The organism is Rhodococcus pseudokoreensis, from assembly GCF_017068395.1.
Taxonomy (GTDB): Bacteria; Actinomycetota; Actinomycetes; order Mycobacteriales; family Mycobacteriaceae; genus Rhodococcus_F; species Rhodococcus_F pseudokoreensis.
The window spans coordinates 7928246-7951995 of the sequence record NZ_CP070619.1; the positions used below are offsets into that span (position 1 = coordinate 7928246).

Consider the following 23750-nt stretch of genomic DNA (forward strand, 5'->3'; position numbering starts at 1 on the left):
GGTTGGAGAGGACTTCCGTGGTTATTGATCCGACGTTGCTCGGCATTCTCGCGTGCCCACAGGACAAGGGTCCTCTGCTGTTGGTCGGTGACGAGTGGCTCTACAACCCTCGCCTTCGGCGGGCGTATCCCATCGAGAATGGAATCCCCGTCCTGCTGATCGACGAGGCCCGGGATGTCGACGCGGCCGAGCACGAGACACTGCTTGCCCGGGCGTCCGGCGAGTCCTGATCACACCGGCAGATCGCCCGTGAGATAGCGCTGCAACGTCGGTGCGACGATCGCGACCAGGTCGTCGACGGGCAGCGACGCGAGTGGCTCGAATTCGAGGACGTACCGCGTCACCAGGACACCAGCCATCTGGGATGCCACCAATTGCATGCGCAGCATCCCGGTTCCGGGTGGTTCGTCGACGCGCGGTCCGAGGTCCCGGAGCACGACCTCGAGGAGGAACGTGCGGATGAGGGTCGGTTCGTTCCCCGCCATCGCGGACCGGAACGCCGCGACCACGGCCGGCTTGTGCGGCGATTCCCAGACGGAGAACACGGCCTCGGCGAGGCGGCTGCCGATCTCGTCCGGCGGGGTGTCGAGCACCGGCGCGATCACCTTTGTCGGATCCACCGGAATGTCCACCGACGCGAGGAACAGTTGTCGCTTCGTTCCGAAGTAGTGGTGAACCAGCGCGGAGTCGACGCCTGCCCCGGTGGCCACGGAACGCACGCTGGTCTTGTCGAATCCGTTCTGTGCAAACAGTTTTCGTGCGGCAGTCAGGATTCGCGACCGCGTGTCCGGGTTGCCCGGGCGTCGCCCGGTCCGCAGCCCGGGGGCGCCGTCCGTGCGTGTCGCGGGGTCGGTCATGGTGTGCGGCGCCTCAGCGTTGCGGCGCCCAGCGACAGCGCGAGCAGGGCGAAGGCGGCGACCACCGCGAGGTCGCGCCACATGAGGCCCGTCGCACCGGGGTGGGTGGCGACCTGCTGCAACGCCTCGACGGCGTAGCTCAGCGGGAGGACGTTGCTGATCCACTCCAGCCAGGTGGGGAGCTGATCCCGCGGAACGAGGAGCCCGCACAGGAAGAGCTGGGGAACCACGACCACCGGCATGAACTGCACCGCCTGGAATTCGGTGCGCGCGAACGCGCTGCACAGCAGACCGAGGGCCACGCCGAGGATCGCGTTCAGCACGGCGATCAGCAGAACCCACGTCACGCTGCCCTCGGTGGTGAGGCCGAGGAATCCGAATGCCACCGCGCACGCCAGCGCCGCCTGCGCCGCAGCGGCCGTGGAGAACGCCGCCGCGTAGCCGCCGAGCAGGTCGAGCTTGCCCATCGGCGTCGTGAGCAGGCGCTCGAGGGTGCCCGACGTCCGCTCGCGTTGCATCGCGATCGACGTGACGAGGAACATCACGACGAACGGCAGGATGCCCAGCATCGTGATAGCGACGCGCTCGAACAGCGATTGCTGACCGGGCGGCGCCGGAACGTTCTGGTACAGGAAGTACAGCAGCACCATCAGCAGGCTGGGCACCACCAGAATCATGGCGACGGTGCGGTGATCCGTCCGCAGTTGCGCGAGGATCCGGCCCGCCGTGGCCGCGAAGATAGTGACGTTCATCAGTTCTCACTCCCGACATGTGATGCGCGGATGAGGTTCAGGAAGGCGTCTTCGAGGCTCTTCTCTCCGGTCTGTTCCCGGAGCCCGCCGGGGGAGACCTGCGCGAGAACGTAGCCGTCGCGCATGAGCAGGAGCGACGCGCAGTGTTCTGCCTCGTCCATGACGTGGCTCGACACCAGCAGGGTGGTTCCGGCGGCGGCGAGTTCCTCGAACCGCTCCCAGAGTTCGACGCGCAGGAGTGGGTCCAGGCCGACAGTGGGTTCGTCGAGGACGAGGATCTCGGGGCGCGCCACCAGTGCGCAGGCGAGGCTGACCCGGCCCAGCTGTCCGCCCGATAGGTCGGCCGCCTTCTGGGTTGCGAAGCGTGTGAGCCCCACCGCGTCGACGGCTTCGGTGACTGCGCTCGACGGCTGACCGTAGAGCGCGGCGAAGTAGGCGACGTTCTTCCTGACCGTGAGGTCGGCGTACACGCTGGGGGACTGGGTGACGTACCCGACGCGGCTTCGCAACGAGACCGAGCCTGCGGGGGATCCCAGCACGGTGACCGTCCCGGATTCCACGATCTGAGTGCCGACCACGCACCGCATCAGCGTGGTCTTTCCGCAGCCGGAGGGTCCGAGGAGGCCGGTGATGGATCCGCTCGGCACCTGGACGTCGATGCCGTGCAGCACCTCGTTCCGGCCTCGGCGCACGTGCAGATCACGGATGTCGATCGCTGCGCTGCCATTCATGGCGGGCCTCAATTCATCACTGGGTGAATTCATTGTGTGATGAATTATGCGACCGTCGAGGTGGCGTCGTCAACGGTTGTGGAGAATCGGGACGTGACCATCGATCGACTCGACCGGGCGGAACCCGTGGACGCCGCGCGCATCGTCCTCGGATCCACGCTGATCGTCGGCGACGTCCGCATCCGCATCGTCGAGGTGGAGGCGTACGGCGGGGAGAAGAGCGGCCCGTGGCCCGATCCGGCTTCGCACTCGTATCGCGGGAGGACCCCGCGCAACGAGGTGATGTTCGGCCCTGCCGGGCACCTGTACGTCTACCGCAGTTACGGGATGCACTTCTGCATGAACGTGTCCTACGGGCCGGTCGGCACCGCGGGCGGGGTGCTACTTCGTGCCGGCGAAGTGCTCGACGGGTCCGCGACGGTCCGGGCCCGCAGACCCCGCGTCACGAGGTCAGCCGACTGGGCGCGCGGGCCCGGCAACCTGGGGTCCGCGACCGGCGTCACCCTCGCCGAGAACGGCGCGGCACTGTTCGACGCCGATTCGCCTGTTCGGCTGGAGGTCGCGGACTCGGACGGCTGGGTGAGCGGGCCCCGGGTCGGGGTCAGCACGGCCGCCGACCGCCCGTGGCGCCTCTGGATTCCGGAGTCGCCTGCCGTGTCCTCATACCGGAGAAGCCCGCGTGCGATGCCCTCAGACGAGCAGATGGGATGATCGGACCCGTGACTGAGAACATCATCGATGAACTGACCTGGCGCGGGCTCATTGCCCAATCAACCGATCTGGACGCGCTGCGCCGTGATCTCGACGCCGGACCGGTCACGCTCTATGCCGGTTTCGATCCGACCGGACCGAGTTTGCACGCCGGCCATCTCGTGCCCCTGCTCGCGCTGAAGCGATTCCAGCGCGCGGGCAACCGGCCCATCGTGCTGGCCGGTGGCGCGACCGGTCTGATCGGCGATCCCCGCGACGTCGGTGAACGCACGATGAACTCCGCCGACACCGTGGCGGAATGGGCAGATCGGATCCGCGGTCAGCTCGAACGATTCGTCGAGTTCGACGACTCGCCGAGCGGCGCCGTCATCGAGAACAACATGAACTGGACCGGCAAGCTGTCGGCCATCGACTTCCTCCGCGACGTGGGCAAGCACTTCTCCGTCAACGTGATGCTCGCGCGGGACACCGTGAAGCGCCGCCTCGAAACCGACGGCATGTCCTACACCGAGTTCAGCTACATGCTGCTCCAGGCCAACGACTACCTGCACCTGCGTCGCAGCCACGGGTGCTCGCTGCAGGTCGGCGGATCCGATCAGTGGGGCAACATCATCGCCGGCGTCGAGCTGAACCGGCGCGTCGACGCCGAATCGGTTCACGGTCTGACCGTCCCGCTCGTCACGTCGGCGGACGGCAAGAAGTTCGGAAAGTCGACCGGAGGCGGAAGCCTGTGGCTCGACCCGGAGATGACGAGCCCCTACGCGTGGTACCAGTACTTCGTGAACACCGGCGACGCCGACGTGATCAAGTACCTGAGGTGGTTCACGTTCCTCACCGCCGAGGAGCTGGCGGAACTGGAGACGGCGACCGCCGAGCGGCCGCATGCTCGCGAGGCCCAGCGCAGGCTCGCGGCCGAGATGACGACCCTTGTGCACGGCGAGGCCAACACCCGTGCCGTGGAACTCGCGAGTCAGGCACTGTTCGGGCGCGCGGAACTGCAGGACCTGGACGAGCCGACGCTCGGCGCTGCCCTCCGGGAGGCGTCCGTCGCGGAACTTGCGCCGGGCGAGCCGTCGAGCATCGTCGACCTTCTCGTTCTCAGTGGCTTGTGCGAGAGCAAGGGTGCGGCCCGTCGCGCCGTGAAGGAAGGCGGCGCCTCCGTCAACAACCAGAAGATCGCCGATGAGGACTGGACTCCCGAATCGGGTGATCTGCTGCACGGGACGTGGCTCGTGGTTCGGCGCGGAAAGCGCAACTTCGCCGGCGTCAAAGTGCTGTCGAACTAGCGTGCGGCGGGTCACAGCGGCGTAATTCGGACCGACTCCGTCCGGTGGCCCGCGCGCAGCGCGGGTCACCAGCGGATTTCACATGCCGGATGCCTGTGACCAGGGGATTTGACGCTCCGTTTTCATTCGCGTAACTTATTCCAGGTCAGAGCGACACGGACACCAACCCCGACCAAGAGGCCGGGGACACGAGGTTGGACGCAGGCGCCTGAACTTCCCGAGAATATCGACTTGGTTCGATGCTTTCGAGATGTCCTGATCGCCCCGGTTTGCGCCGGGACGCGGCAGGAGATAAGTTGGAACGGTTGCCCCGGAGCGGCTGGCGTGAGTCAGAAGTGATGGTGTGTGCGTGTTCTTTGAGAACTCAACAGTGTGTCGATGAATGTCAGTGCCAAATGTTTTTGGTACTCCACATCACGAATGTTCAACCGCCTCTTGGGGTTTGGTTGGCGAGTGAGGTGTGGGTATTTGCTGGCTTCCCTCCTTCTTCCGTCGGATGGGGGGTCAGTGTTTGATTGAAGCTAGTTTGAGTTTTTTTGCTAGTGATTTGACTCGATGTCTATGACTGATTGCCGGTTCTGCCGGTCATCTTGAGTCTTCAACGGAGAGTTTGATCCTGGCTCAGGACGAACGCTGGCGGCGTGCTTAACACATGCAAGTCGAGCGGTAAGGCCCTTCGGGGTACACGAGCGGCGAACGGGTGAGTAACACGTGGGTGATCTGCCCTGCACTTCGGGATAAGCCTGGGAAACTGGGTCTAATACCGGATATGACCGATGGCTGCATGGCTGTTGGTGGAAAGGTTTACTGGTGCAGGATGGGCCCGCGGCCTATCAGCTTGTTGGTGGGGTAATGGCCTACCAAGGCGACGACGGGTAGCCGACCTGAGAGGGTGACCGGCCACACTGGGACTGAGACACGGCCCAGACTCCTACGGGAGGCAGCAGTGGGGAATATTGCACAATGGGCGAAAGCCTGATGCAGCGACGCCGCGTGAGGGATGACGGCCTTCGGGTTGTAAACCTCTTTCAGCAGGGACGAAGCGAGAGTGACGGTACCTGCAGAAGAAGCACCGGCCAACTACGTGCCAGCAGCCGCGGTAATACGTAGGGTGCAAGCGTTGTCCGGAATTACTGGGCGTAAAGAGCTCGTAGGCGGTTTGTCGCGTCGTCTGTGAAAACTCGAGGCTCAACCTCGAGCTTGCAGGCGATACGGGCAGACTTGAGTACTGCAGGGGAGACTGGAATTCCTGGTGTAGCGGTGAAATGCGCAGATATCAGGAGGAACACCGGTGGCGAAGGCGGGTCTCTGGGCAGTAACTGACGCTGAGGAGCGAAAGCGTGGGTAGCGAACAGGATTAGATACCCTGGTAGTCCACGCCGTAAACGGTGGGCGCTAGGTGTGGGTTTCCTTCCACGGGATCCGTGCCGTAGCTAACGCATTAAGCGCCCCGCCTGGGGAGTACGGCCGCAAGGCTAAAACTCAAAGGAATTGACGGGGGCCCGCACAAGCGGCGGAGCATGTGGATTAATTCGATGCAACGCGAAGAACCTTACCTGGGTTTGACATATACCGGAAAGCCGTAGAGATACGGCCCCCCTTGTGGTCGGTATACAGGTGGTGCATGGCTGTCGTCAGCTCGTGTCGTGAGATGTTGGGTTAAGTCCCGCAACGAGCGCAACCCTTGTCTTATGTTGCCAGCACGTAATGGTGGGGACTCGTAAGAGACTGCCGGGGTCAACTCGGAGGAAGGTGGGGACGACGTCAAGTCATCATGCCCCTTATGTCCAGGGCTTCACACATGCTACAATGGCCGGTACAGAGGGCTGCGATACCGTGAGGTGGAGCGAATCCCTTAAAGCCGGTCTCAGTTCGGATCGGGGTCTGCAACTCGACCCCGTGAAGTCGGAGTCGCTAGTAATCGCAGATCAGCAACGCTGCGGTGAATACGTTCCCGGGCCTTGTACACACCGCCCGTCACGTCATGAAAGTCGGTAACACCCGAAGCCGGTGGCCTAACCCCTCGTGGGAGGGAGCCGTCGAAGGTGGGATCGGCGATTGGGACGAAGTCGTAACAAGGTAGCCGTACCGGAAGGTGCGGCTGGATCACCTCCTTTCTAAGGAGCGCATCTCCAGCAGGCGATCAACACAGGTTGATTCTCCTCTGGCAGAGACTGTTTCGTTCCCGCATGTGGAACGGCAGACGCTCATGGGTGGAACACTGACAATCATTCTTCTCGATGACTGCCGGCCCGAGTGCCGGCGGCGGGAAGTGTTATATCGATGCACTGTTGGGTCCTGAGAGAACACGCAAGTGTTTCCTCTACAGGAAAGTGACGACAAACAATTGTGGTGGTCATACCGGCCGGGTTTTTCCTGGTGTTCGGTGGCGACGTGAACATGGTTGGTTGTGTGTTGTTTGAGAACTGCACAGTGGACGCGAGCATCTTTGTTGTAAGTAATGAAGAGCGTACGGTGGATGCCTTGGCACCAGGAGCCGATGAAGGACGTAGGAGGCTGCGATAAGCCTCGGGGAGCTGTCAACCGAGCTGAGATCCGAGGATGTCCGAATGGGGAAACCCAGCACGAGTGATGTCGTGTTACCCGCACCTGAATATATAGGGTGTGTGGAGGGAACGTGGGGAAGTGAAACATCTCAGTACCCACAGGAAGAGAAAACAATAGTGATTCCGTGAGTAGTGGCGAGCGAAAGCGGAAGAGGCTAAACCATGGATGTGTGATAGCCGGCAGGTGTTGCATTCGTGGGGTTGTGGGGTTCATCTTGTCAATGCTGCCGTGTTGGCCGACAGTAAGAAATCATTGTGTTAGTGGAAGTGGTCTGGAACGGCCTGTCGTAGAGGGTGAGAATCCCGTACACGAAAACATGATGACTGTCGTGATGGAAACCCAAGTAGCACCGGGCCCGTGAAATCTGGTGTGAATCTGTCGGGACCACCCGATAAGCCTGAATACTCCCTGGTGACCGATAGCGGACTAGTACCGTGAGGGAAAGGTGAAAAGTACCCCGGGAGGGGAGTGAAATAGTACCTGAAACCGTGCGCTTACAATCCGTCAAAGCCTTCGAGTGACTTGTCACTGGGGGTGATGGCGTGCCTTTTGAAGAATGAGCCTGCGAGTTAGTGGCATGTCGCGAGGTTAACCCGTGTGGGGTAGCCGTAGCGAAAGCGAGTCCGAATAGGGCGATCCAGTGGCATGTTCTAGACCCGAAGCGGAGTGATCTACCCATGGCCAGGTTGAAGCGACGGTAAGACGTCGTGGAGGACCGAACCCACTTAGGTTGAAAACTGAGGGGATGAGCTGTGGGTAGGGGTGAAAGGCCAATCAAACTCCGTGATAGCTGGTTCTCCCCGAAATGCATTTAGGTGCAGCGTCGCGTGTTTCTCACCGGAGGTAGAGCTACTGGATGGTCTAGGGGGCCCACAAGCTTACCGAAATCAGCCAAACTCCGAATGCCGGTGAGTGAGAGCGCGGCAGTGAGACTGCGGGCGATAAGGTTCGTAGTCGAGAGGGAAACAGCCCAGATCGCCAGCTAAGGTCCCTAAGCGTGTACTAAGTGGAAAAGGATGTGGGGTCGCGAAGACAACCAGGAGGTTGGCTTAGAAGCAGCCACCCTTGAAAGAGTGCGTAATAGCTCACTGGTCAAGTGATCCTGCGCCGACAATGTAGCGGGGCTCAAGTACACCACCGAAGCTGCGGCACTCACACAATGCACCCCCTTGATTCTGCGGAGTCTTGGGCAGTGGTGTGGGTGGGTAGGGGAGCGTCGTGTGGCCATGGAAGCGGCGGGGTGACCCAGCCGTGGAGGCCACACGAGTGAGAATGCAGGCATGAGTAGCGAAAGACGAGTGAGAAACTCGTCCGCCGAATGACCAAGGGTTCCTGGGCCAGGTTAATCCGCCCAGGGTGAGTCGGGACCTAAGACGAGGCCGACAGGCGTAGCCGATGGACAACGGGTTGATATTCCCGTACCCGTGTGAACGCGCCCCTGGTGAATCAGTGATACTAACCATCCTGAAGCGTCCTTACGTCCCTTCGGGGGCCCTGGATGTGGATGCATGGGACCTGATCTGGTAGTAGCCAAGCGATGGGGTGACGCAGGAAGGTAGCTGAGCCAGTCAGTGGTAATACTGGTGTAAGCCTGTAGGGCGAACGGTAGGCAAATCCGCCGTTCACGCAGCCTGAGAGGTGACGCATAGCCGAATGAGGCGAATTCAGTGATCCTATGCTGCCGAGAAAAGCCTCTAGCGAGCTTTCACACGGCCCGTACCCCAAACCGACACAGGTGGTCAGGTAGAGAATACTAAGGCGATCGAGATAACTATGGTTAAGGAACTCGGCAAAATGCCCCCGTAACTTCGGGAGAAGGGGGGCCTCGTCCGGTGATGGAACTTGCTTCCTGAGCGGGGTGGGGCCGCAGAGACCAGTGAGAAGCGACTGTTTACTAAAAACACAGGTCCGTGCGAAGTCGTAAGACGATGTATACGGACTGACGCCTGCCCGGTGCTGGAAGGTTAAGAGGACCGGTTAGCCACTTGTGGCGAAGCTGAGAATTTAAGCCCCAGTAAACGGCGGTGGTAACTATAACCATCCTAAGGTAGCGAAATTCCTTGTCGGGTAAGTTCCGACCTGCACGAATGGCGTAACGACTTCTCAGCTGTCTCAACCATAGACTCGGCGAAATTGCATTACGAGTAAAGATGCTCGTTACGCGCGGCAGGACGAAAAGACCCCGGGACCTTCACTACAGCTTGGTATTGGTGTTCGGTTCGGTTTGTGTAGGATAGGTGGGAGACTGTGAAGCGCTCACGCCAGTGAGTGTGGAGTCGTTGTTGAAATACCACTCTGATCGTATTGGACCTCTAACCTCGGACCATGATCTGGTTCAGGGACAGTGCCTGGTGGGTAGTTTAACTGGGGCGGTTGCCTCCCAAAATGTAACGGAGGCGCCCAAAGGTTCCCTCAGCCTGGTTGGCAATCAGGTGTCGAGTGCAAGTGCACAAGGGAGCTTGACTGTGAGACTGACAGGTCGAGCAGGGACGAAAGTCGGGACTAGTGATCCGGCACCGGCAAGTGGAAGCGGTGTCGCTCAACGGATAAAAGGTACCCCGGGGATAACAGGCTGATCTTCCCCAAGAGTCCATATCGACGGGATGGTTTGGCACCTCGATGTCGGCTCGTCGCATCCTGGGGCTGGAGTAGGTCCCAAGGGTTGGGCTGTTCGCCCATTAAAGCGGCACGCGAGCTGGGTTTAGAACGTCGTGAGACAGTTCGGTCTCTATCCGCCGCGCGCGTTAGAAACTTGAGGAAGGCTGTCCCTAGTACGAGAGGACCGGGACGGACGAACCTCTGGTGTGCCAGTTGTTCCACCAGGAGCACCGCTGGTTAGCTACGTTCGGAAGGGATAACCGCTGAAAGCATCTAAGCGGGAAGCCTGTTCCAAGATGAGGTTTCTCACCCCCTCGAGGGGGTAAGGCCCCCGGCAGACCACCGGGTTGATAGGCCAGAACTGGAAGTGCAGTAATGCATGCAGGTGACTGGTACTAATAGGCCGAGGACTTACCACAAAGAAGCTACGCGTCCACTGTGCAGTATCTGAAACAACACACACGTTTCAGAACTGAAGAATGAAGAACCACACCCATCATCGATCAAAACGATGTGTGGGTTGTGTCTTCGCTGATGTTCCGTGTGACAGTTTCATAGAGTTACGGCGGCCATAGCGGAGGGGAAACGCCCGGTCCCATTCCGAACCCGGAAGCTAAGCCCTCCAGCGCCGATGGTACTGCACCCGACAGGGTGTGGGAGAGTAGGACACCGCCGAACATCCGTTACCGAAAGGGGACCCAATATACTGGGTCCCCTTTCGTGGTTTGTGTGAAAGGAATGACTGTGTCGGAGAGTGACGACGGACGTCGGTCCTTCCGCGGAGGCGGTGCCTCCGGTGCTAACCGTGGCGGTGCCTCCCACAACGATCGTGGCGGTGCCTCCGGAGGTAACCGTGGCGGTGCCGGCGGTTCCGCTCGTGGTGGCTCGTCCGGCGGTCCCCGTCGTGATTCGCGCGACAACCGTGGCGGCGCAGGGGGCGATCGTCGCGGTGGCGGACCCCGTCGCGGCGGTGAGGGAGGCTTCGCGCCTCGCGGACGTGAAGGTGACCGTCCGCAGCGGCAGCAGGCCCGTCCGGACGAACCGGATCTGCCCGAGAACGTCGAGGCAGGCGAACTCGATCCGGCCGTCCGCCGAGACCTGCTGAGCTTGGACAAAACGAACGCGAACACGGTTGCGCGTCACCTGGTGATGGCCGGCAAGCTCGTCGACGATGATCCGCGCCTCGCACTCGCACATGCCCGGGCCGCGCGTCAGCGTGCGGGTCGCATTGCCATCGTCCGTGAGGCTGCGGGTATCACCGCGTACCACGCCGGCGAATGGGCGGAAGCCTTGTCGGAGTTGCGCGCTGCTCGTCGCATGGCAGGCGGTCCCGGGCTGCTCGCGGTGATGGCGGACTGCGAACGTGGACTCGGTCGCCCGGAGCGTGCGATCGAACTCGGACGAAGCGAGGAAGCCGCTGCACTCTCGGGTGACGAGGCTGCCGAGCTGCGCATGGTGGTCGCTGGAGCGCGCATGGACCTCGGACAATTCGATCAGGCCGTCGTCACGCTGCAGACTCCCGATCTCGATGCCGCGCGGACCGGTCCCGGTGCCGCTCGCCTGTTCTACGCGTACGCGGATGCCCTGGTTGCGGCCGGTCGTATCGAAGACGGACTCAAGTGGTTCCTCAACTCCGCCGCCGCGGATCTCGAGGGTGACACCGACGCGGAGGAGCGTGTGGCCGAGCTGACCGGAGACGATCAGTGACGACCCTGCGGGAGAATTACGACGCTCTGCTGCTCGACCTCGACGGCACCCTGTACCAGGGGCCGCAGGAAATCCCCGGTGCGCGTGAGGCTTTGGCGGTCGGGACACAGTCCTGCTACTACGTGACCAACAACGCCAGTCGCAGTCCCGGCGACGTCGCGGAACACCTGACCGAACTCGGCTTCGCCGCCGACGAGTCGACGGTGGTGACGAGTTCGCAGTCGGCGGCCAGGCTCCTCGCGGAGAACGTCGCACCCGACTCGCCGGTGCTCGTCGTGGGCACGGAAGCGCTCGCCGACGAGGTCCGGAACGTCGGACTGCGTCCGGTGCGTTCGTTCGAGGACGCACCCGCCGCTGTCGTCCAGGGACATTCGCCGACCACGGACTGGGCGATCCTCGCCGAGGCGACCCTCGCGATCCGTGCGGGTGTCGTCTGGGTGGCGGCGAACCTGGACTCGACCCTCCCCACCGAGCGTGGCCTCGTCCTCGGCAACGGTTCGATGGTCGCGGCCCTGCGCGCGGCGACGTCCCGCGAACCACTCGTGGCGGGCAAGCCGGCCGCGCCTCTGATGGAAGATGCGATGCGCCGCAGCGGTTGTGTGCGGCCCCTCGTCGTCGGCGACAGGCTGGACACCGACATCGAAGGCGCCAACAACGTCGGTCTCGACTCGCTGCTGGTGCTCACCGGAGTGAGCACTGCGATCGACGTGCTGCGTGCCGTCCCGGAGCAGCGCCCCACGTACCTGGCATCCGAACTGGACGCGCTCAACCAGCCCGCCGACGAGTCGCTCGTCGGGGAGAACAGCCGGTGGTCCGTCGAGTTCGACGGCACCGATCTGGTGATCGAACCAGCCGCGGATTCGGCCGAACCGGTGGATTCGGCTGCGTTGCTGCGGGCCGTGGCCGTCGGTGCATGGAAATTCCCCGACTTCGCGCGGATCATGTCGACGACGCCCGCGGTGAGCGTGGTCGTGTCCGGCTGGGGTGCCTGAACCCTGCCGGACCCGCGTTGTTCGTCACGCGATTCGCTGTATGCGTATCGGAACGCGATGGACTAGCGTTGTGCCCGATGAGCACGCCAATACCGCGCCCGGGAGCCCATCTACCTGTGCCTCCTCAGAGTGTCGACCCCGAGAAGATCCACACGGAGGTCGACGGATTGTTGTCGCGGCTCGGAGCCGTCGAACCTGATCCCGACGACGAGCACGGCGTCGGGGTCATCCCACGCAAAGCCCACCTTCTCGAGAAGGCGCACGACGTGCTGGTGGAGGCCCTGGCCACCGTGGACAAGATCTGACGTGGCCCGTCGAGCACGGGTGGATGCCGAACTCGTTCGGCGGGGGCTGGCCCGGTCCCGAGAACACGCGCAAGAACTCATCGCCTCCGGTCGAGTGCTGATCTCGGGTGCGGCAGCGACCAAACCGGCCACCGCCATCGAAGCGGGAACCCCGCTGCGGGTGGTCGAGGTCGACAACGAAGTGTCCTGGGCATCGCGCGGCGCGCACAAACTCCTCGGTGCGCTCGAGGCGTTCGGCCCCCGCGGACTCGAAGTCGACGGCAAGCGTTGCCTCGACGCCGGCGCATCGACCGGCGGCTTCACCGACGTGCTCCTGCACCACGGCGCACGGGAAGTCGTGGCGGTGGACGTCGGGTACGGGCAGTTGGTGTGGCGGCTGCAGTCCGACGACCGCGTGCACGTCGTGGACCGCACCAACGTGCGATCCATCGATGCCGAGCAGATCGGCGGCCGGGTCGAACTGGTGGTCGCGGACCTGTCGTTCATCTCCCTGAAACTCGTGCTCCCGGCGTTCGTCGCCTGCGTGGCCGAGGGCGCAGATCTGATTCCGATGGTGAAGCCGCAGTTCGAGGTCGGCAAGGATCACGTGGGCTCCGGTGGGGTGGTGCGTGACCCGGAGTTGCGTGTCGCCGCGGTACTGGACGTCGCCAACACGGCGGCGTCGCTGGGACTGCGTACCGTCGGTGCGGTGGCCAGTCCACTGCCGGGGCCGTCGGGAAACGTCGAATACTTCCTGTGGCTCCGCGCGGATGTCACACCCGGGACGGATGATGTACCGGTCGAGTCGGTAGAAGAGTTGATCCGCACCGCGGTGCAGGAGGGACCACAGTGAGCGGGGGAAGCAGCGGCGCCCAGCAACGCGAGCGGGAGATCCTGCTCGTGGCGCACCCGGGTCGCGCCGAGATCACGGAGACCGCGCGACGCGTCGGCAAGATCTTCGAGCGGGCCGGGATCGGACTGCGTGTGCTCGTCGACGAGGTCGACAGCACCCGCATCGAACCGATGGACGGGATGGCGGCCGACGAATTCCTGGTTCCCGGGCTGGAAGTCACCATCGTGCAGGCCGGCCCCGACGCCGCCCTCGGATGCGAAATGGTGCTCGTCCTCGGCGGCGACGGCACCTTCCTCCGGGCAGCGGAACTCGCCCAGGCCGCGTCCATTCCGGTCCTGGGCATCAACCTGGGCCGAATCGGGTTCCTCGCGGAAACGGAGGCCGAGCACCTCGACGAGGCACTCGGCCAGGTGGTGCGCCGGGAATACCGCATCGAACACCGCATGACGCTGGACGTGCTGGTCCGTGTCGACGACGAGATCATCGAACGAGGCTGGGCGCTCAACGAGGCGAGCATCGAGAACCGGTCCCGGCTCGGTGTGCTCGAGGTGGTGCTCGAAGTGGACGGACGGCCGGTGTCGGCGTTCGGCTGCGACGGCGTCCTCATCTCCACACCCACCGGATCGACGGCATACGCGTTCTCCGCGGGCGGCCCCGTGGTGTGGCCGGAGCTCGAGGCGCTGCTGGTGGTCCCGAGCAACGCGCACGCCTTGTTCGCACGCCCCCTCGTGACGAGCCCGGAATCGTTGATCGCTGTGGAGACGGTGGCAGGCAGCCACGACGGCCTGGTGTTCTGCGACGGTCGCCGGACCCTCGAATTGCCCGCGGGAGCCCGCGTCGAAGTGGTGCGTGGCAAGGAACCCGTTCGTTGGGTGCGACTGGATTCGGCGCCGTTCGCGGACCGGATGGTGCGAAAGTTCGAGCTGCCCGTCACCGGGTGGCGAGGAAGGAAGCCCTAGACGTGCTGGCAGAGATCAGGATCGACAACCTCGGTGTGATCTCCGAGGCGTCGGCGCAATTCCACGAAGGTTTGACAGTGCTCACCGGCGAGACCGGCGCGGGCAAGACGATGGTCGTGACGAGCCTGCACCTGCTCAGCGGTGCGCGGGCAGACGCGGGCCGGGTGCGCCTCGGTGCGCCGCGCGCCGTCGTCGAGGGCCGGTTCATGACGGACGAGGGCTCGGAGCACGTCGAACGCGCCGTGTCCCGGCTGCTCGAATCGACCGGGGCGGAGCGGGACGAGGACGGCACAATCATCGCGGTCCGCACCGTCGGCAGCGACGGTCGGTCCCGCGCCCACCTGGGTGGTCGCAGCGTTCCGGCAGGTGTGCTGTCCGAGTTCACCGATCCGCTGCTCACCGTGCACGGGCAGAACGATCAGCTGCGGTTGCTTCGCCCGGACCAGCAGTGCGCCGCGCTCGACCGATTCGCGGACAAGGCGGTCGGGCCGCTGGTCGCGCGGTACCGCAAGCACCGCGACGAGTGGATGACCGCGCGATCCGAACTGATCGAACGGACCGGTCGTACCCGGGAACTCGCGCAGGAAGCCGACCAACTGACGTTCGCCCTCAACGAGATCGACGGCGTCGCCCCGACCCCGGGCGAGGACGAGTCGATCGTGTCGGAGGTGCGCAGGCTCAGCGAACTCGACTCGCTGCGGTCGGCGGCGGAGGAAGCACACGCTGCGCTCGCCGGCGGCGACGACATGGACGGCGACGGTGGGGCCGCGCCCGCGCTGGACCTGCTGTCCGAGGCTCGGGCTCGGATCGAATCGGCCACCGACCCCGAACTCGACGGGCTCGGACCCCGCCTCGCCGACGCGATCGCGGTGGTCACCGACGTCTCCGCCGACCTCACCACGTACCTCGCCGGGCTGCCGGCGGACCCCGGGGCGCTGGACTCCTTGCTGTCCCGGCAGGCCGAGCTGAAGAACCTCATCCGCAAGTACGCCGCCGATGTCGACGGCGTCCTGGAATGGGCCGACAACGCCCGTGCGCGGCTCGAGAAGATCGACGTCTCCTCCGATGCGCTGGCCGCCCTGACGAAGCAGGTGGAGGAGTCGGCGGCGTCGACGGCGGAGGCCGCGTCGAAACTGACCGCGGCCCGCGTCAAGGCCGCGACCAAGCTCGCCAAGGCCGTCAGCTCCGAACTCGCCGGTCTGGCAATGGGCCGGGCGGCGCTCGAGGTGACGGTCCGGCCCCGGATCGCCGGACCACAGGACACGGCCCCGCTCACGGTCGACGGCACCGAACTGCACGCGGGATCGTCCGGCGTCGACGAAGTGGAGTTCCGGCTGTCGGCGCACAGCGGCGCGCAGTCGCTGCCCATCAGCAAGAGCGCGTCCGGCGGTGAGCTGTCGCGCGTGATGCTGGCTCTCGAGGTGGTGCTCGCCGGGTCCGACTCGGGCGCGACGATGGTGTTCGACGAGGTCGACGCCGGTGTCGGCGGACGGGCCGCGGTTGAGATCGGCAGGCGGCTGGCCCGGCTGGCCCGCACGCATCAGGTCATCGTCGTCACGCACCTGCCGCAGGTCGCGGCGTTCGCGGACACCCACCTGGTGGTCGACAAGGTCGACGACGAGGACGGCGTCGTCAGCAGTGGCGTGCACACACTCACCGACGACGAACGGGTCGTGGAACTGGCCCGGATGCTCGCCGGCCTCGACGACACGGAGACCGGTCGCGCCCACGCGGAGGAGCTGCTGGCGACTGCCAACGCCGAGCGTTCCGCCTGACCCGGCCCGGCGAACTTTCGGCCGCCGTGGTAATGGTGTGACTGATGTGGTAAACGGTTCGGCGCGCCTCCACAGGTCAGTCCTGCTTCCGGTCCATCATCGAATTCATGAAGATGCCGGCACTGCTGTCACGTAACACCGAAACTTTGCCTGGGGTCAGCGGCATCGCCAGGGTGGATCGCAACACGGCCAAGTTGCTGCGCCGCGTCGGACCCGGTGACATCGTCGTACTCGACGAGCTCGACCTCGATCGCGGAACCGCGGACGCCCTGGTGAAGGCCGGCGTTCTCGCAGTGATCAACGCGTCGCCCTCGATCTCGGGGCGGTATCCCAACCTCGGCCCGGAGGTGATCGTCGCCAACGGGATCCTCCTGGTGGATTCGGCGGGCGCCGAGGTCTTCAAGAGCATCAAGGACGGCAGTAAGGTCCGGGTGAACGGGGGAGGTGTCTACTCCGGGGAACGGCGCATCGCGAAGGGCGACGAACAGACCGAGGCGGAGATCTCCGACCGGATGATCGAGGCGAAGACCGGACTGGTCGACCACCTCGAGGCGTTCTCCGGCAACACCATCGAGTTCATCCGCACCGAGAGCCCGTTGCTGATCGACGGGGTCGGGGTCCCCGACGTCGACGTCGACATGAAGGACCGGCACGTCGTCATCGTGTCCGACGGCCCGGACCACGCGTCCGACCTGAAGAACCTCAAACCGTTCATCAAGGAGTACTCACCGATCCTCATCGGCGTCGGGGCGGGCGCCGACGTGCTGAAGTCGGCGGGCTATCGCCCGGACCTCATCGTCGGCGACCCCGAAGACATCACGAGCGCGACGTTGAAGTCGGGCGCCGAGGTGGTCCTGCCCGCCGACCAGGACGGTCACGCACCCGGTCTGTCGCGCATCCAGGACCTCGGCATCGGAGCGATGACGTTCCCCGCGTCCGGGTCCCCGTCCGACCTGGCCCTGCTACTGGCCGACCACCACGGCGCGTCGCTGATCGTCACGGTCGGGAGCACCGTCTCCCTCGACGAGTTCTTCGACCGCGGCCGCCGCGACAGCAACCCGTCGGCGTTCATGACCCGCCTGAAGGTCGGGCCGAAACTGGTGGATGCGAAGGCCGTGGCGACCCTGTACCGCAGCCGGGTGTCGGGCGGCGCGATCGCGCTGCTCGTCCTCGCCGCTCTCGTTGCCGTGATCGTGGCCCTGGTCGTGTCCAACGTGGGCGGTGAGGCACTCGACTGGGCCGTCGCGACATGGAACAGCTTCGCGTTGTGGGTCCAGGGGTTCTTCAAGTGATTTCTCTGCGTCAACATGCCATTTCCATAGCGGCGATCTTTCTGGCTCTGGCAATCGGCGTGGTGATGGGCTCCGGCCTGTTGTCGAGCGGTCTCGTGTCGGGACTGCGCGACGACAAGGCCGACCTGCAGACCGACATGGAGAACGCGACCGAACGCAACAACCAACTGACCGAGCAGCTGAACTCGGCCGACGGCTTCGATTCCGCGGTGGGCGGCCGCGTGGTCGCAGGCTCGCTCGCGCAGCGCACCGTGATGGTCGTGACGACCCCCGATGCCGACCCTGCCGACCTCGACGGGGTCAACCGGATGATCGCGCAAGCCGGCGGTTCGGTGACCGGGCGGGTGTCGTTGACCGATTCGTTCGTCGACGCCACTGGCGGCGACCGGTTGCGGACGGTCGTCAACAACGTGATCCCCGCGGGCGTCACATTGAAGACCGGGGCCGTCGACCAGGGCAGCCTCGCAGGCGACCTGCTGGGCTCGGTCCTCATGCTCGGCAAGGAGACGGGTCAGCCGCAGAGTTCCGCCCAGGAGATGGCGCTCGCCCTCGAGACCCTGCGCGGCGCCGGATTCGTCAGCTACGACGACGGGGCCGTCCAGCCTGCGCAGGTCGCGGTGGTGCTGACCGGTGACCGGGACGTCGAGGACGGCGTCAGCGGCAACCGCGGTGCGGTCGTGGCCCGGTTCGCGGGCGCGCTGAACTCGCGCGGCGCCGGTGCGGTGCTCGCCGGACGTCCGGCCTCCGCCCAGGGCAACGGCGCCGTCGCCGTGGCACGGGCCGACGCCGCCCTCTCGGCGGCCCTCACGACGATCGACAACATCGACCGGGAAGCGGGCAAGATCACCGTTCCGCTCGCACTGCAGGAGCAGCTGAACGGCGGCGCAGGCCGGTACGGCACGGGACCCGGCACGACCGGAGTCACCGTGGGGGCCACCCCGGCGTAGCGCGCGTCACATCGGTGCGGGCAATCGCGGCGCGTTGTTTCCGGGACGTCCACCGAGGTGTTACCGTGAAGTCCCGTGGGTCGGCAGGCCCCAGCATTGCTCGAACAGACCAAGCCCTGCACAGTCGTCACGGGAGCCCCTTTGCCACAGTCACGCACTCATTCGCGTACCGCCACCAAGCACATCTTCGTGAGCGGCGGCGTCGCCTCCTCACTCGGCAAGGGCCTCACAGCCTCGAGCCTCGGGCAATTGCTGACCGCGCGGGGAATGCGCGTGACCATGCAGAAACTGGATCCGTACCTCAACGTCGATCCGGGCACGATGAACCCCTTCCAGCACGGTGAGGTCTTCGTCACCGAGGACGGTGCCGAGACCGACCTCGACGTCGGCCACTACGAGCGCTTCCTCGACCGCGACCTGTCCGGTCAGGCGAATGTGACCACCGGCCAGGTGTATTCGACGGTCATCGCCAAGGAGCGGCGCGGGGAATACCTCGGCGACACCGTCCAGGTCATTCCGCACATCACGGACGAGATCAAGAGCCGCATCCTCGCGATGAGCGGGCCGGATCTGCAGGGGCACCGCCCCGACGTCGTCATCACGGAGATCGGCGGCACCGTGGGCGACATCGAGTCGCAGCCGTTCCTCGAGGCCGCCCGTCAGGTGCGCCACGACGTCGGCCGGGACAACGTCTTCTTCCTCCACGTCTCCCTGGTCCCGTACCTGGCGCCGTCGGGTGAGCTCAAGACGAAGCCCACCCAGCACTCGGTTGCCGCACTGCGGAACATCGGTATCCAGCCCGACGCGCTGATCCTGCGCTGCGACCGCGAGGTTCCCCCGGCGCTGAAGAACAAGATCGCGCTCATGTGCGACGTCGACGTCGACGGCTGCATCTCGACCCCCGACGCGCCGTCGATCTACGACATCCCGAAGGTGCTGCACAGCGAGGGCCTCGACGCGTATGTCGTCCGCCAGCTGGGACTGCCGTTCCGCGACGTGGACTGGACCGTGTGGGGAAACCTGCTCGAGCGTGTCCACCAGCCGCGCGAGACCGTGCGGATCGCCCTCGTCGGGAAATACGTCGACCTGCCGGACGCGTACCTGTCCGTCACCGAGGCGCTGCGTGCCGGCGGATTCGCGAACCGCTCCAAAGTGGAAATCTCGTGGGTGCCGTCGGACGCGTGTGAGACGGAAGCGGGCGCGCAGGCCGCGCTCGGCGACGTCGACGGCGTGCTGATTCCCGGTGGCTTCGGAATCCGCGGCATCGAGGGCAAGCTCGGCGCGATCCGGTACGCCCGCCACCGGAAGATCCCCCTTCTCGGACTGTGCCTGGGTCTGCAGTGCGTCGTGATCGAGGCCGCGCGCAGCGTGGGTCTGGACGACGCCAACTCCGCCGAGTTCGAGCCCGAGACCACGCACCCCGTGATCTCCACCATGGCCGACCAGGAAGACGTCATCGCCGGCGAGGCCGACCTCGGCGGCACGATGCGCCTCGGCGCGTACCCCGCCGTCCTGGCGAAGGGATCCGTCGTCGCCCGGGCGTACGGCAGCGAAGAGGTGTCCGAACGTCACCGTCACCGCTACGAGGTCAACAACGCGTACCGCGACCGGATCGCCAAGAGCGGACTCCGGTTCAGCGGCACCTCTCCCGACGGTCACCTCGTCGAGTTCGTCGAGTACCCGGCCGACCAGCACCCCTTCTTCGTCGCCACGCAGGCCCACCCCGAGCTGAAGAGCCGTCCGACGCGTCCGCATCCTCTGTTCGCGGCGTTCGTCGACGCGGCGCTGCGGCACAAGCTCGAGGAGCGCCTCCCCGTCGACGTGCACGGTGAGGAGCGTGCGGCCGCCGAAAACGAGATCGCCGATTCCGCCGACCGCGACGAGGTCGCGTCGGTCGACAGCGCAGGATAGGGCGACACGGACCATGCCCGACATCGGCCGGCACGAATTCGAGACTCTCGACTCGCGCGCCGTCTACAGCGGCGCGATCCTCGCGCTGCGCGTGGATCACGTCGCGATGCCGGACGGCAGGACCGCTGAACGTGAGGTGGTCGAGCACCACGGCGCCGTCGCCGTCGTGGTGCTCGACGACGAGGACCGGATCGTGCTGATCCACCAGTATCGGCACCCGGTGGGGCGCCGGTTGTGGGAGATCCCGGCGGGCCTGCTGGACGAGCCCGGGGAGGACCCCGTCGACGCCGCCGGGCGCGAACTGGCGGAAGAGACCGGCCTCGCGGCCCGGCGCTGGTCCGTTCTCGTGGATGTCGTTCTCTCACCGGGGTTCACGGACGAGTCGGTGCGCGTGTTCCTCGCCGAGGACTTGTACGAGGTGGACCGGCCCGACCCGGAGGACGAGGAAGCCGACCTCGAGATCGAGCGGATTCCGTTCGACGAGGTCGTGTCGATGGTGCTGAACGGGACCATCGTCAACGCCACGGCCGCGTCCGGAGTGATGGCCCTCGCCGCCGCCCGGTCCCGGCCGGGCGGTGTCGGCGAACTCCGCGACGTGAGCGCACCCTGGGTCGATCGTCCCGAGCGGTTCAGCGAGCGGAAGCGCGCACGTGCCGCCGGGGACGAAGCCGCGCGGGCCTGACCGCACACACTCCGCCACTCGTTCGCGACCCCACCTGCTCGACGGCGGCGCCGACGTCCGCGTCGTCGAGGAGTTGCTGGGACACGCGTCGGTGACGACCACCCGGATATCTGCGCTGGTGACAGTGGGTGCGCTCCGCGAAGTGTGGGCGGGAGCGCACCCCCGGGCGCGGTAGCGGAAAGCGTGTCGAGGGGAAAATTCACGGTACGAGGCGGTAGCGTTCGTATAACGATGTGGGATCGGCAGCGATCATCGAGAGAACAGGGGATCATCGGACCGTGGTGACACCGCAGCCGCCAGCGGCGGAGTCAGAGCACTCGCAACCGGAGGGCGACATGTTCGACGTGCGGCAAACTGAAACCGCAGACTTGTTCGAGGACGCTGCCGTGGTCGTGGAGGAGGAACTCGGCCCCACGGGACGGCCGACGCGTGACGTGCCGGAACCCGCCCCGTTGCCCTCGCACGGACCGGCCAAGATCGTCGCGATGTGCAACCAGAAGGGCGGCGTCGGCAAGACGACGTCGACGATCAACCTGGGTGCGTCGCTGGCCGAGTACGGCAGGCGGGTCCTGCTCGTCGACCTCGATCCCCAGGGGGCGCTGTCCGCGGGCCTCGGCGTCGCGCACAACGACCTCGAACTGACCGTCCACAATCTGCTCGTCGAACCGCGCGTCTCGATCGACGACGTCCTGATGCGGACACGTGTCGAGGGTCTCGACCTGCTGCCGAGCAACATCGACCTGTCGGCGGCCGAGATCCAGCTCGTCACCGAGGTGGGGCGGGAGCAGACGCTCGGACGTGTGCTGCATCCCGTGCTCGACCGCTACGACTACGTCCTCATCGACTGCCAGCCGTCGCTCGGTCTGCTCACGGTCAACGCGTTGGCCTGCGCGGACTCGGTGATCATTCCGATGGAGTGCGAGTACTTCAGCCTGCGTGGCCTGGCGCTGCTCAACGACACGGTCGAGAAGGTCCACGACAGGCTCAACCCGCGGCTCGTACTCGCCGGCATCGTCGTGACGATGTTCGACTCGCGGACCCTGCACGCGCGCGAGGTGATGGCCCGCGTGGTGGAGGTGTTCGGGGATCTGGTCTACGACACCGTGATCAACCGGACCGTGCGATTCCCCGAGACCTCCGTCGCCGGGGAACCGATCACCACGTGGGCGCCCAAATCGACCGGTGCCGAGGCGTACCGTGCGCTGGCACGCGAGGTCATCCACCGGTCCGGCCGGTAAGTGGTGGATACGCAAGACATTCCGGCACCACCGCAGACCGAGGGTTCGAACGGCGAGGACCCGCAGGCGCCCGCCGTCAAGCCCGGCTTCCGGGTGACGCTGCGGAACTTCGAGGGTCCGTTCGATCTGCTGCTCACCCTGATCAACCAGCGACAGCTGGACGTGACGGAAGTCGCGTTGCACCAGGTGACGGACGACTTCATCGCCTACATGCGCACGCTCGGCGCGGAGTTGGGACTCGACCAGACCACCGAGTTCCTGGTGGTCGCGGCGACGCTGCTCGATCTGAAGGCGGCGCGTCTGCTCCCCGCGGGACAGGTGGACGACGCCGAGGACCTCGCGCTCCTCGAGGCGCGCGACCTACTGTTTGCCCGGCTGCTGCAATACCGCGCGTACAAGCAGGTGGCGCAACTGTTCGGTGAGCTCGAGGCGGCTGCGCTGCGTCGATACCCGCGTTCGGCGGCACTGGAGGACCAGTTCACCCAGTTGCTGCCGGAAGTGCTGCTCGGCGTCGACCCGCAGCGGTTCGCGGAAATCGCCGCGACCGTGTTCACACCCCGCCCGAAGCCCACCGTGGGACTCGACCACCTGCACGACATGCACGCGGTGTCGGTTCCCGAACAGGCGGCGCGGATGCTGGAACTGCTCCGCGAACGAGGAGCCGGGGAGTGGGCGAGCTTCGGCGACCTCGTCTCGGAGTGCGAGGTTACCGTCGAAATCGTGGCAAGATTCCTCGCGCTGCTCGAGCTGTACCGCGAGCAGTCGGTGTTGTTCGAACAGCCCGAGCCGCTCGGGGAACTACTGGTGAGCTGGACCGGGGAAGGATTACACGCCCCCGTGACCGAGGAGGACTACGGATGAGTTCGGCCCCGTTCGACGAGCCGGACGAGCCCGGCGCCGTCGACAGAGAACCCGAGCTGTCGGACGCCGAACCCGAGCTGTCGGACACCGAACCCGAGCTGTCGGACACCGAACTCGCGGCGGTTCTCGAGTCGTTGCTGCTGATCGTCGACTCTCCGGCCGGCGCGGAGCAGCTCGCGTCCGCGACCGGTGCTTCTGTGAATCGCATCACGGAGGCCCTGAACCGCATGTCGGCCGAGCTCACCGCCCGGGAAAGCGGGATGGACCTCCGATATGCCGGTGACGGTTGGCGTCTCTACACCCGCACCGCGTACGCGCCCTACGTGGAACGGCTCCTGCTCGACGGAGCGCGCTCCAAACTGACGAGGGCGGCATTGGAAACTCTGGCCGTGGTGGCATACCGTCAACCGTTGACCCGCGCACGGATCAGTGCGGTGCGCGGCGTCAACGTGGATGGTGTGGTGCGCACACTTCTCGCTCGCGGGTTGATCGCCGAAGCCGGCGTCGACCCCGATACCAACGCCACGCAGTACTCGACGACGGAACTCTTCCTGGAACGGCTCGGCCTGGCGTCTCTGGCCGATCTTCCCGCCTTGGCTCCGTTGTTGCCGGATGTGGACCTGATAGATGACATCAGTGACAGTCTGGAATCTGACCCACGATTTGCGAGAATGAATAAAGCTACGGCTTCCACAGAAGAGTTGGACACCGGGCTGGACACCGAAGACTGACAGGGATAGTACAAA

Annotated in this window: 19 protein-coding genes, 3 rRNA genes and 1 pseudogene; 20 read left to right on the forward strand and 3 right to left on the reverse strand. The window is 65.2% G+C overall.

The window, feature by feature from the left end; all coding sequences use genetic code 11:
- Positions 1–17 precede the first annotated feature (17 nt).
- On the forward strand, positions 18–230 hold the full coding sequence (locus JWS13_RS41485; protein ID WP_206010926.1) for a Trm112 family protein: 213 nt from the start codon (positions 18–20) through the stop codon (positions 228–230).
- On the opposite strand, the gene JWS13_RS41490 is transcribed toward JWS13_RS41485, so the two are convergent.
- The 3 genes from JWS13_RS41490 to JWS13_RS41500 are packed head-to-tail and all read right to left on the reverse strand — an operon-like array spanning position 231 to position 2340.
- The gene (locus tag JWS13_RS41490; RefSeq protein ID WP_206010927.1) at positions 231–857 is read right to left on the reverse strand and encodes a TetR/AcrR family transcriptional regulator; all 627 of its coding nucleotides are present in this window, start codon (positions 855–857) and stop codon (positions 231–233) included. It abuts the gene before it with no gap.
- Positions 854–1609, reverse strand: a complete 756-nt coding sequence (locus tag JWS13_RS41495) for an ABC transporter permease (RefSeq protein WP_124394378.1) — start codon at positions 1607–1609, stop codon at positions 854–856. Before JWS13_RS41495 ends, JWS13_RS41490 begins: the two co-directional genes overlap by 4 nt.
- Positions 1609–2340 (reverse strand): ABC transporter ATP-binding protein, encoded by a 732-nt coding sequence (locus tag JWS13_RS41500; RefSeq protein WP_206010928.1) that lies wholly within the window; start codon positions 2338–2340, stop codon positions 1609–1611. The genes JWS13_RS41495 and JWS13_RS41500 overlap by 1 nt, the downstream gene beginning before the upstream one ends.
- Positions 2341–2379: 39 nt before the next feature.
- Between JWS13_RS41500 and JWS13_RS41505 the strand changes: the two genes are divergently transcribed.
- The 19 genes and pseudogenes from JWS13_RS41505 (at position 2380) to scpB (ending at position 23735) form a co-directional block, all read left to right on the forward strand.
- Entirely contained in the window at positions 2380–3051 is a 672-nt protein-coding gene (locus tag JWS13_RS41505; protein ID WP_206010929.1) for a DNA-3-methyladenine glycosylase, read from the forward strand.
- An 8-nt stretch (positions 3052–3059) separates the two neighbouring features.
- Positions 3060–4337 (forward strand): tyrosine--tRNA ligase, encoded by a 1278-nt coding sequence (gene tyrS, locus JWS13_RS41510; protein WP_241032511.1) that lies wholly within the window; start codon positions 3060–3062, stop codon positions 4335–4337.
- Positions 4338–4935: 598 nt separating this feature from the next.
- Positions 4936–6454: ribosomal RNA gene (locus tag JWS13_RS41515) — 16S ribosomal RNA — on the forward strand.
- A 335-nt stretch (positions 6455–6789) separates the two neighbouring features.
- Positions 6790–9922: ribosomal RNA gene (locus tag JWS13_RS41520) — 23S ribosomal RNA — on the forward strand.
- A gap of 142 nt (positions 9923–10064) precedes the next feature.
- Positions 10065–10181, forward strand: a 5S ribosomal RNA gene (rrf, locus tag JWS13_RS41525).
- The 16S, 23S and 5S rRNA genes sit together here, the layout of an rRNA operon.
- A gap of 60 nt (positions 10182–10241) precedes the next feature.
- Positions 10242–11210 (forward strand): tetratricopeptide repeat protein, encoded by a 969-nt coding sequence (locus JWS13_RS41530; protein WP_206010931.1) that lies wholly within the window; start codon positions 10242–10244, stop codon positions 11208–11210.
- Complete coding sequence (locus JWS13_RS41535) at positions 11207–12202, forward strand: HAD-IIA family hydrolase (protein ID WP_206010932.1); 996 nt, start codon at positions 11207–11209, stop codon at positions 12200–12202. The genes JWS13_RS41530 and JWS13_RS41535 overlap by 4 nt, the downstream gene beginning before the upstream one ends.
- A 77-nt stretch (positions 12203–12279) precedes the next feature.
- Positions 12280–12507, forward strand: a complete 228-nt coding sequence (locus JWS13_RS41540; RefSeq protein WP_241032512.1) for a hypothetical protein — start codon at positions 12280–12282, stop codon at positions 12505–12507.
- Between the two features lies 1 nt (position 12508).
- Positions 12509–13339 carry a TlyA family RNA methyltransferase gene (locus tag JWS13_RS41545; RefSeq protein ID WP_206010933.1) on the forward strand — a complete coding sequence of 277 codons (831 nt, stop codon included), beginning with the start codon at positions 12509–12511 and terminating at the stop codon, positions 13337–13339.
- Complete coding sequence (locus JWS13_RS41550; RefSeq protein WP_072941897.1) at positions 13336–14298, forward strand: NAD kinase; 963 nt, start codon at positions 13336–13338, stop codon at positions 14296–14298. Before JWS13_RS41545 ends, JWS13_RS41550 begins: the two co-directional genes overlap by 4 nt.
- A 2-nt stretch (positions 14299–14300) precedes the next feature.
- Positions 14301–16073 (forward strand): DNA repair protein RecN, encoded by a 1773-nt coding sequence (gene recN, locus JWS13_RS41555; protein ID WP_206010934.1) that lies wholly within the window; start codon positions 14301–14303, stop codon positions 16071–16073.
- Positions 16074–16180: 107 nt separating this feature from the next.
- Entirely contained in the window at positions 16181–17365 is a 1185-nt protein-coding gene (gene steA, locus JWS13_RS41560; RefSeq protein ID WP_124394306.1) for a putative cytokinetic ring protein SteA, read from the forward strand.
- Positions 17362–18312, forward strand: coding sequence for a copper transporter (locus JWS13_RS41565; RefSeq protein WP_206010935.1), 951 nt, complete (start codon positions 17362–17364; stop codon positions 18310–18312). The genes steA and JWS13_RS41565 overlap by 4 nt, the downstream gene beginning before the upstream one ends.
- A 141-nt stretch (positions 18313–18453) precedes the next feature.
- Entirely contained in the window at positions 18454–20223 is a 1770-nt protein-coding gene (locus tag JWS13_RS41570) for a CTP synthase (RefSeq protein WP_124394308.1), read from the forward strand.
- Between the two features lie 13 nt (positions 20224–20236).
- Entirely contained in the window at positions 20237–20905 is a 669-nt protein-coding gene (locus JWS13_RS41575; RefSeq protein ID WP_206010936.1) for an NUDIX domain-containing protein, read from the forward strand.
- A pseudogene (locus JWS13_RS41580) lies at positions 20906–21080 on the forward strand (tyrosine-type recombinase/integrase); the annotation flags it as partial.
- 58 nt (positions 21081–21138) lie between these two features.
- Entirely contained in the window at positions 21139–22143 is a 1005-nt protein-coding gene (locus tag JWS13_RS41585) for a ParA family protein (protein ID WP_124394310.1), read from the forward strand.
- A complete protein-coding gene (locus tag JWS13_RS41590; protein ID WP_206010937.1) occupies positions 22144–23004 on the forward strand; it encodes a segregation and condensation protein A in 861 nt (286 codons plus the stop codon). It abuts the gene before it with no gap.
- Positions 23001–23735 (forward strand): SMC-Scp complex subunit ScpB, encoded by a 735-nt coding sequence (gene scpB, locus JWS13_RS41595; protein WP_206010938.1) that lies wholly within the window; start codon positions 23001–23003, stop codon positions 23733–23735. Before JWS13_RS41590 ends, scpB begins: the two co-directional genes overlap by 4 nt.
- Positions 23736–23750: the final 15 nt, after the last annotated feature.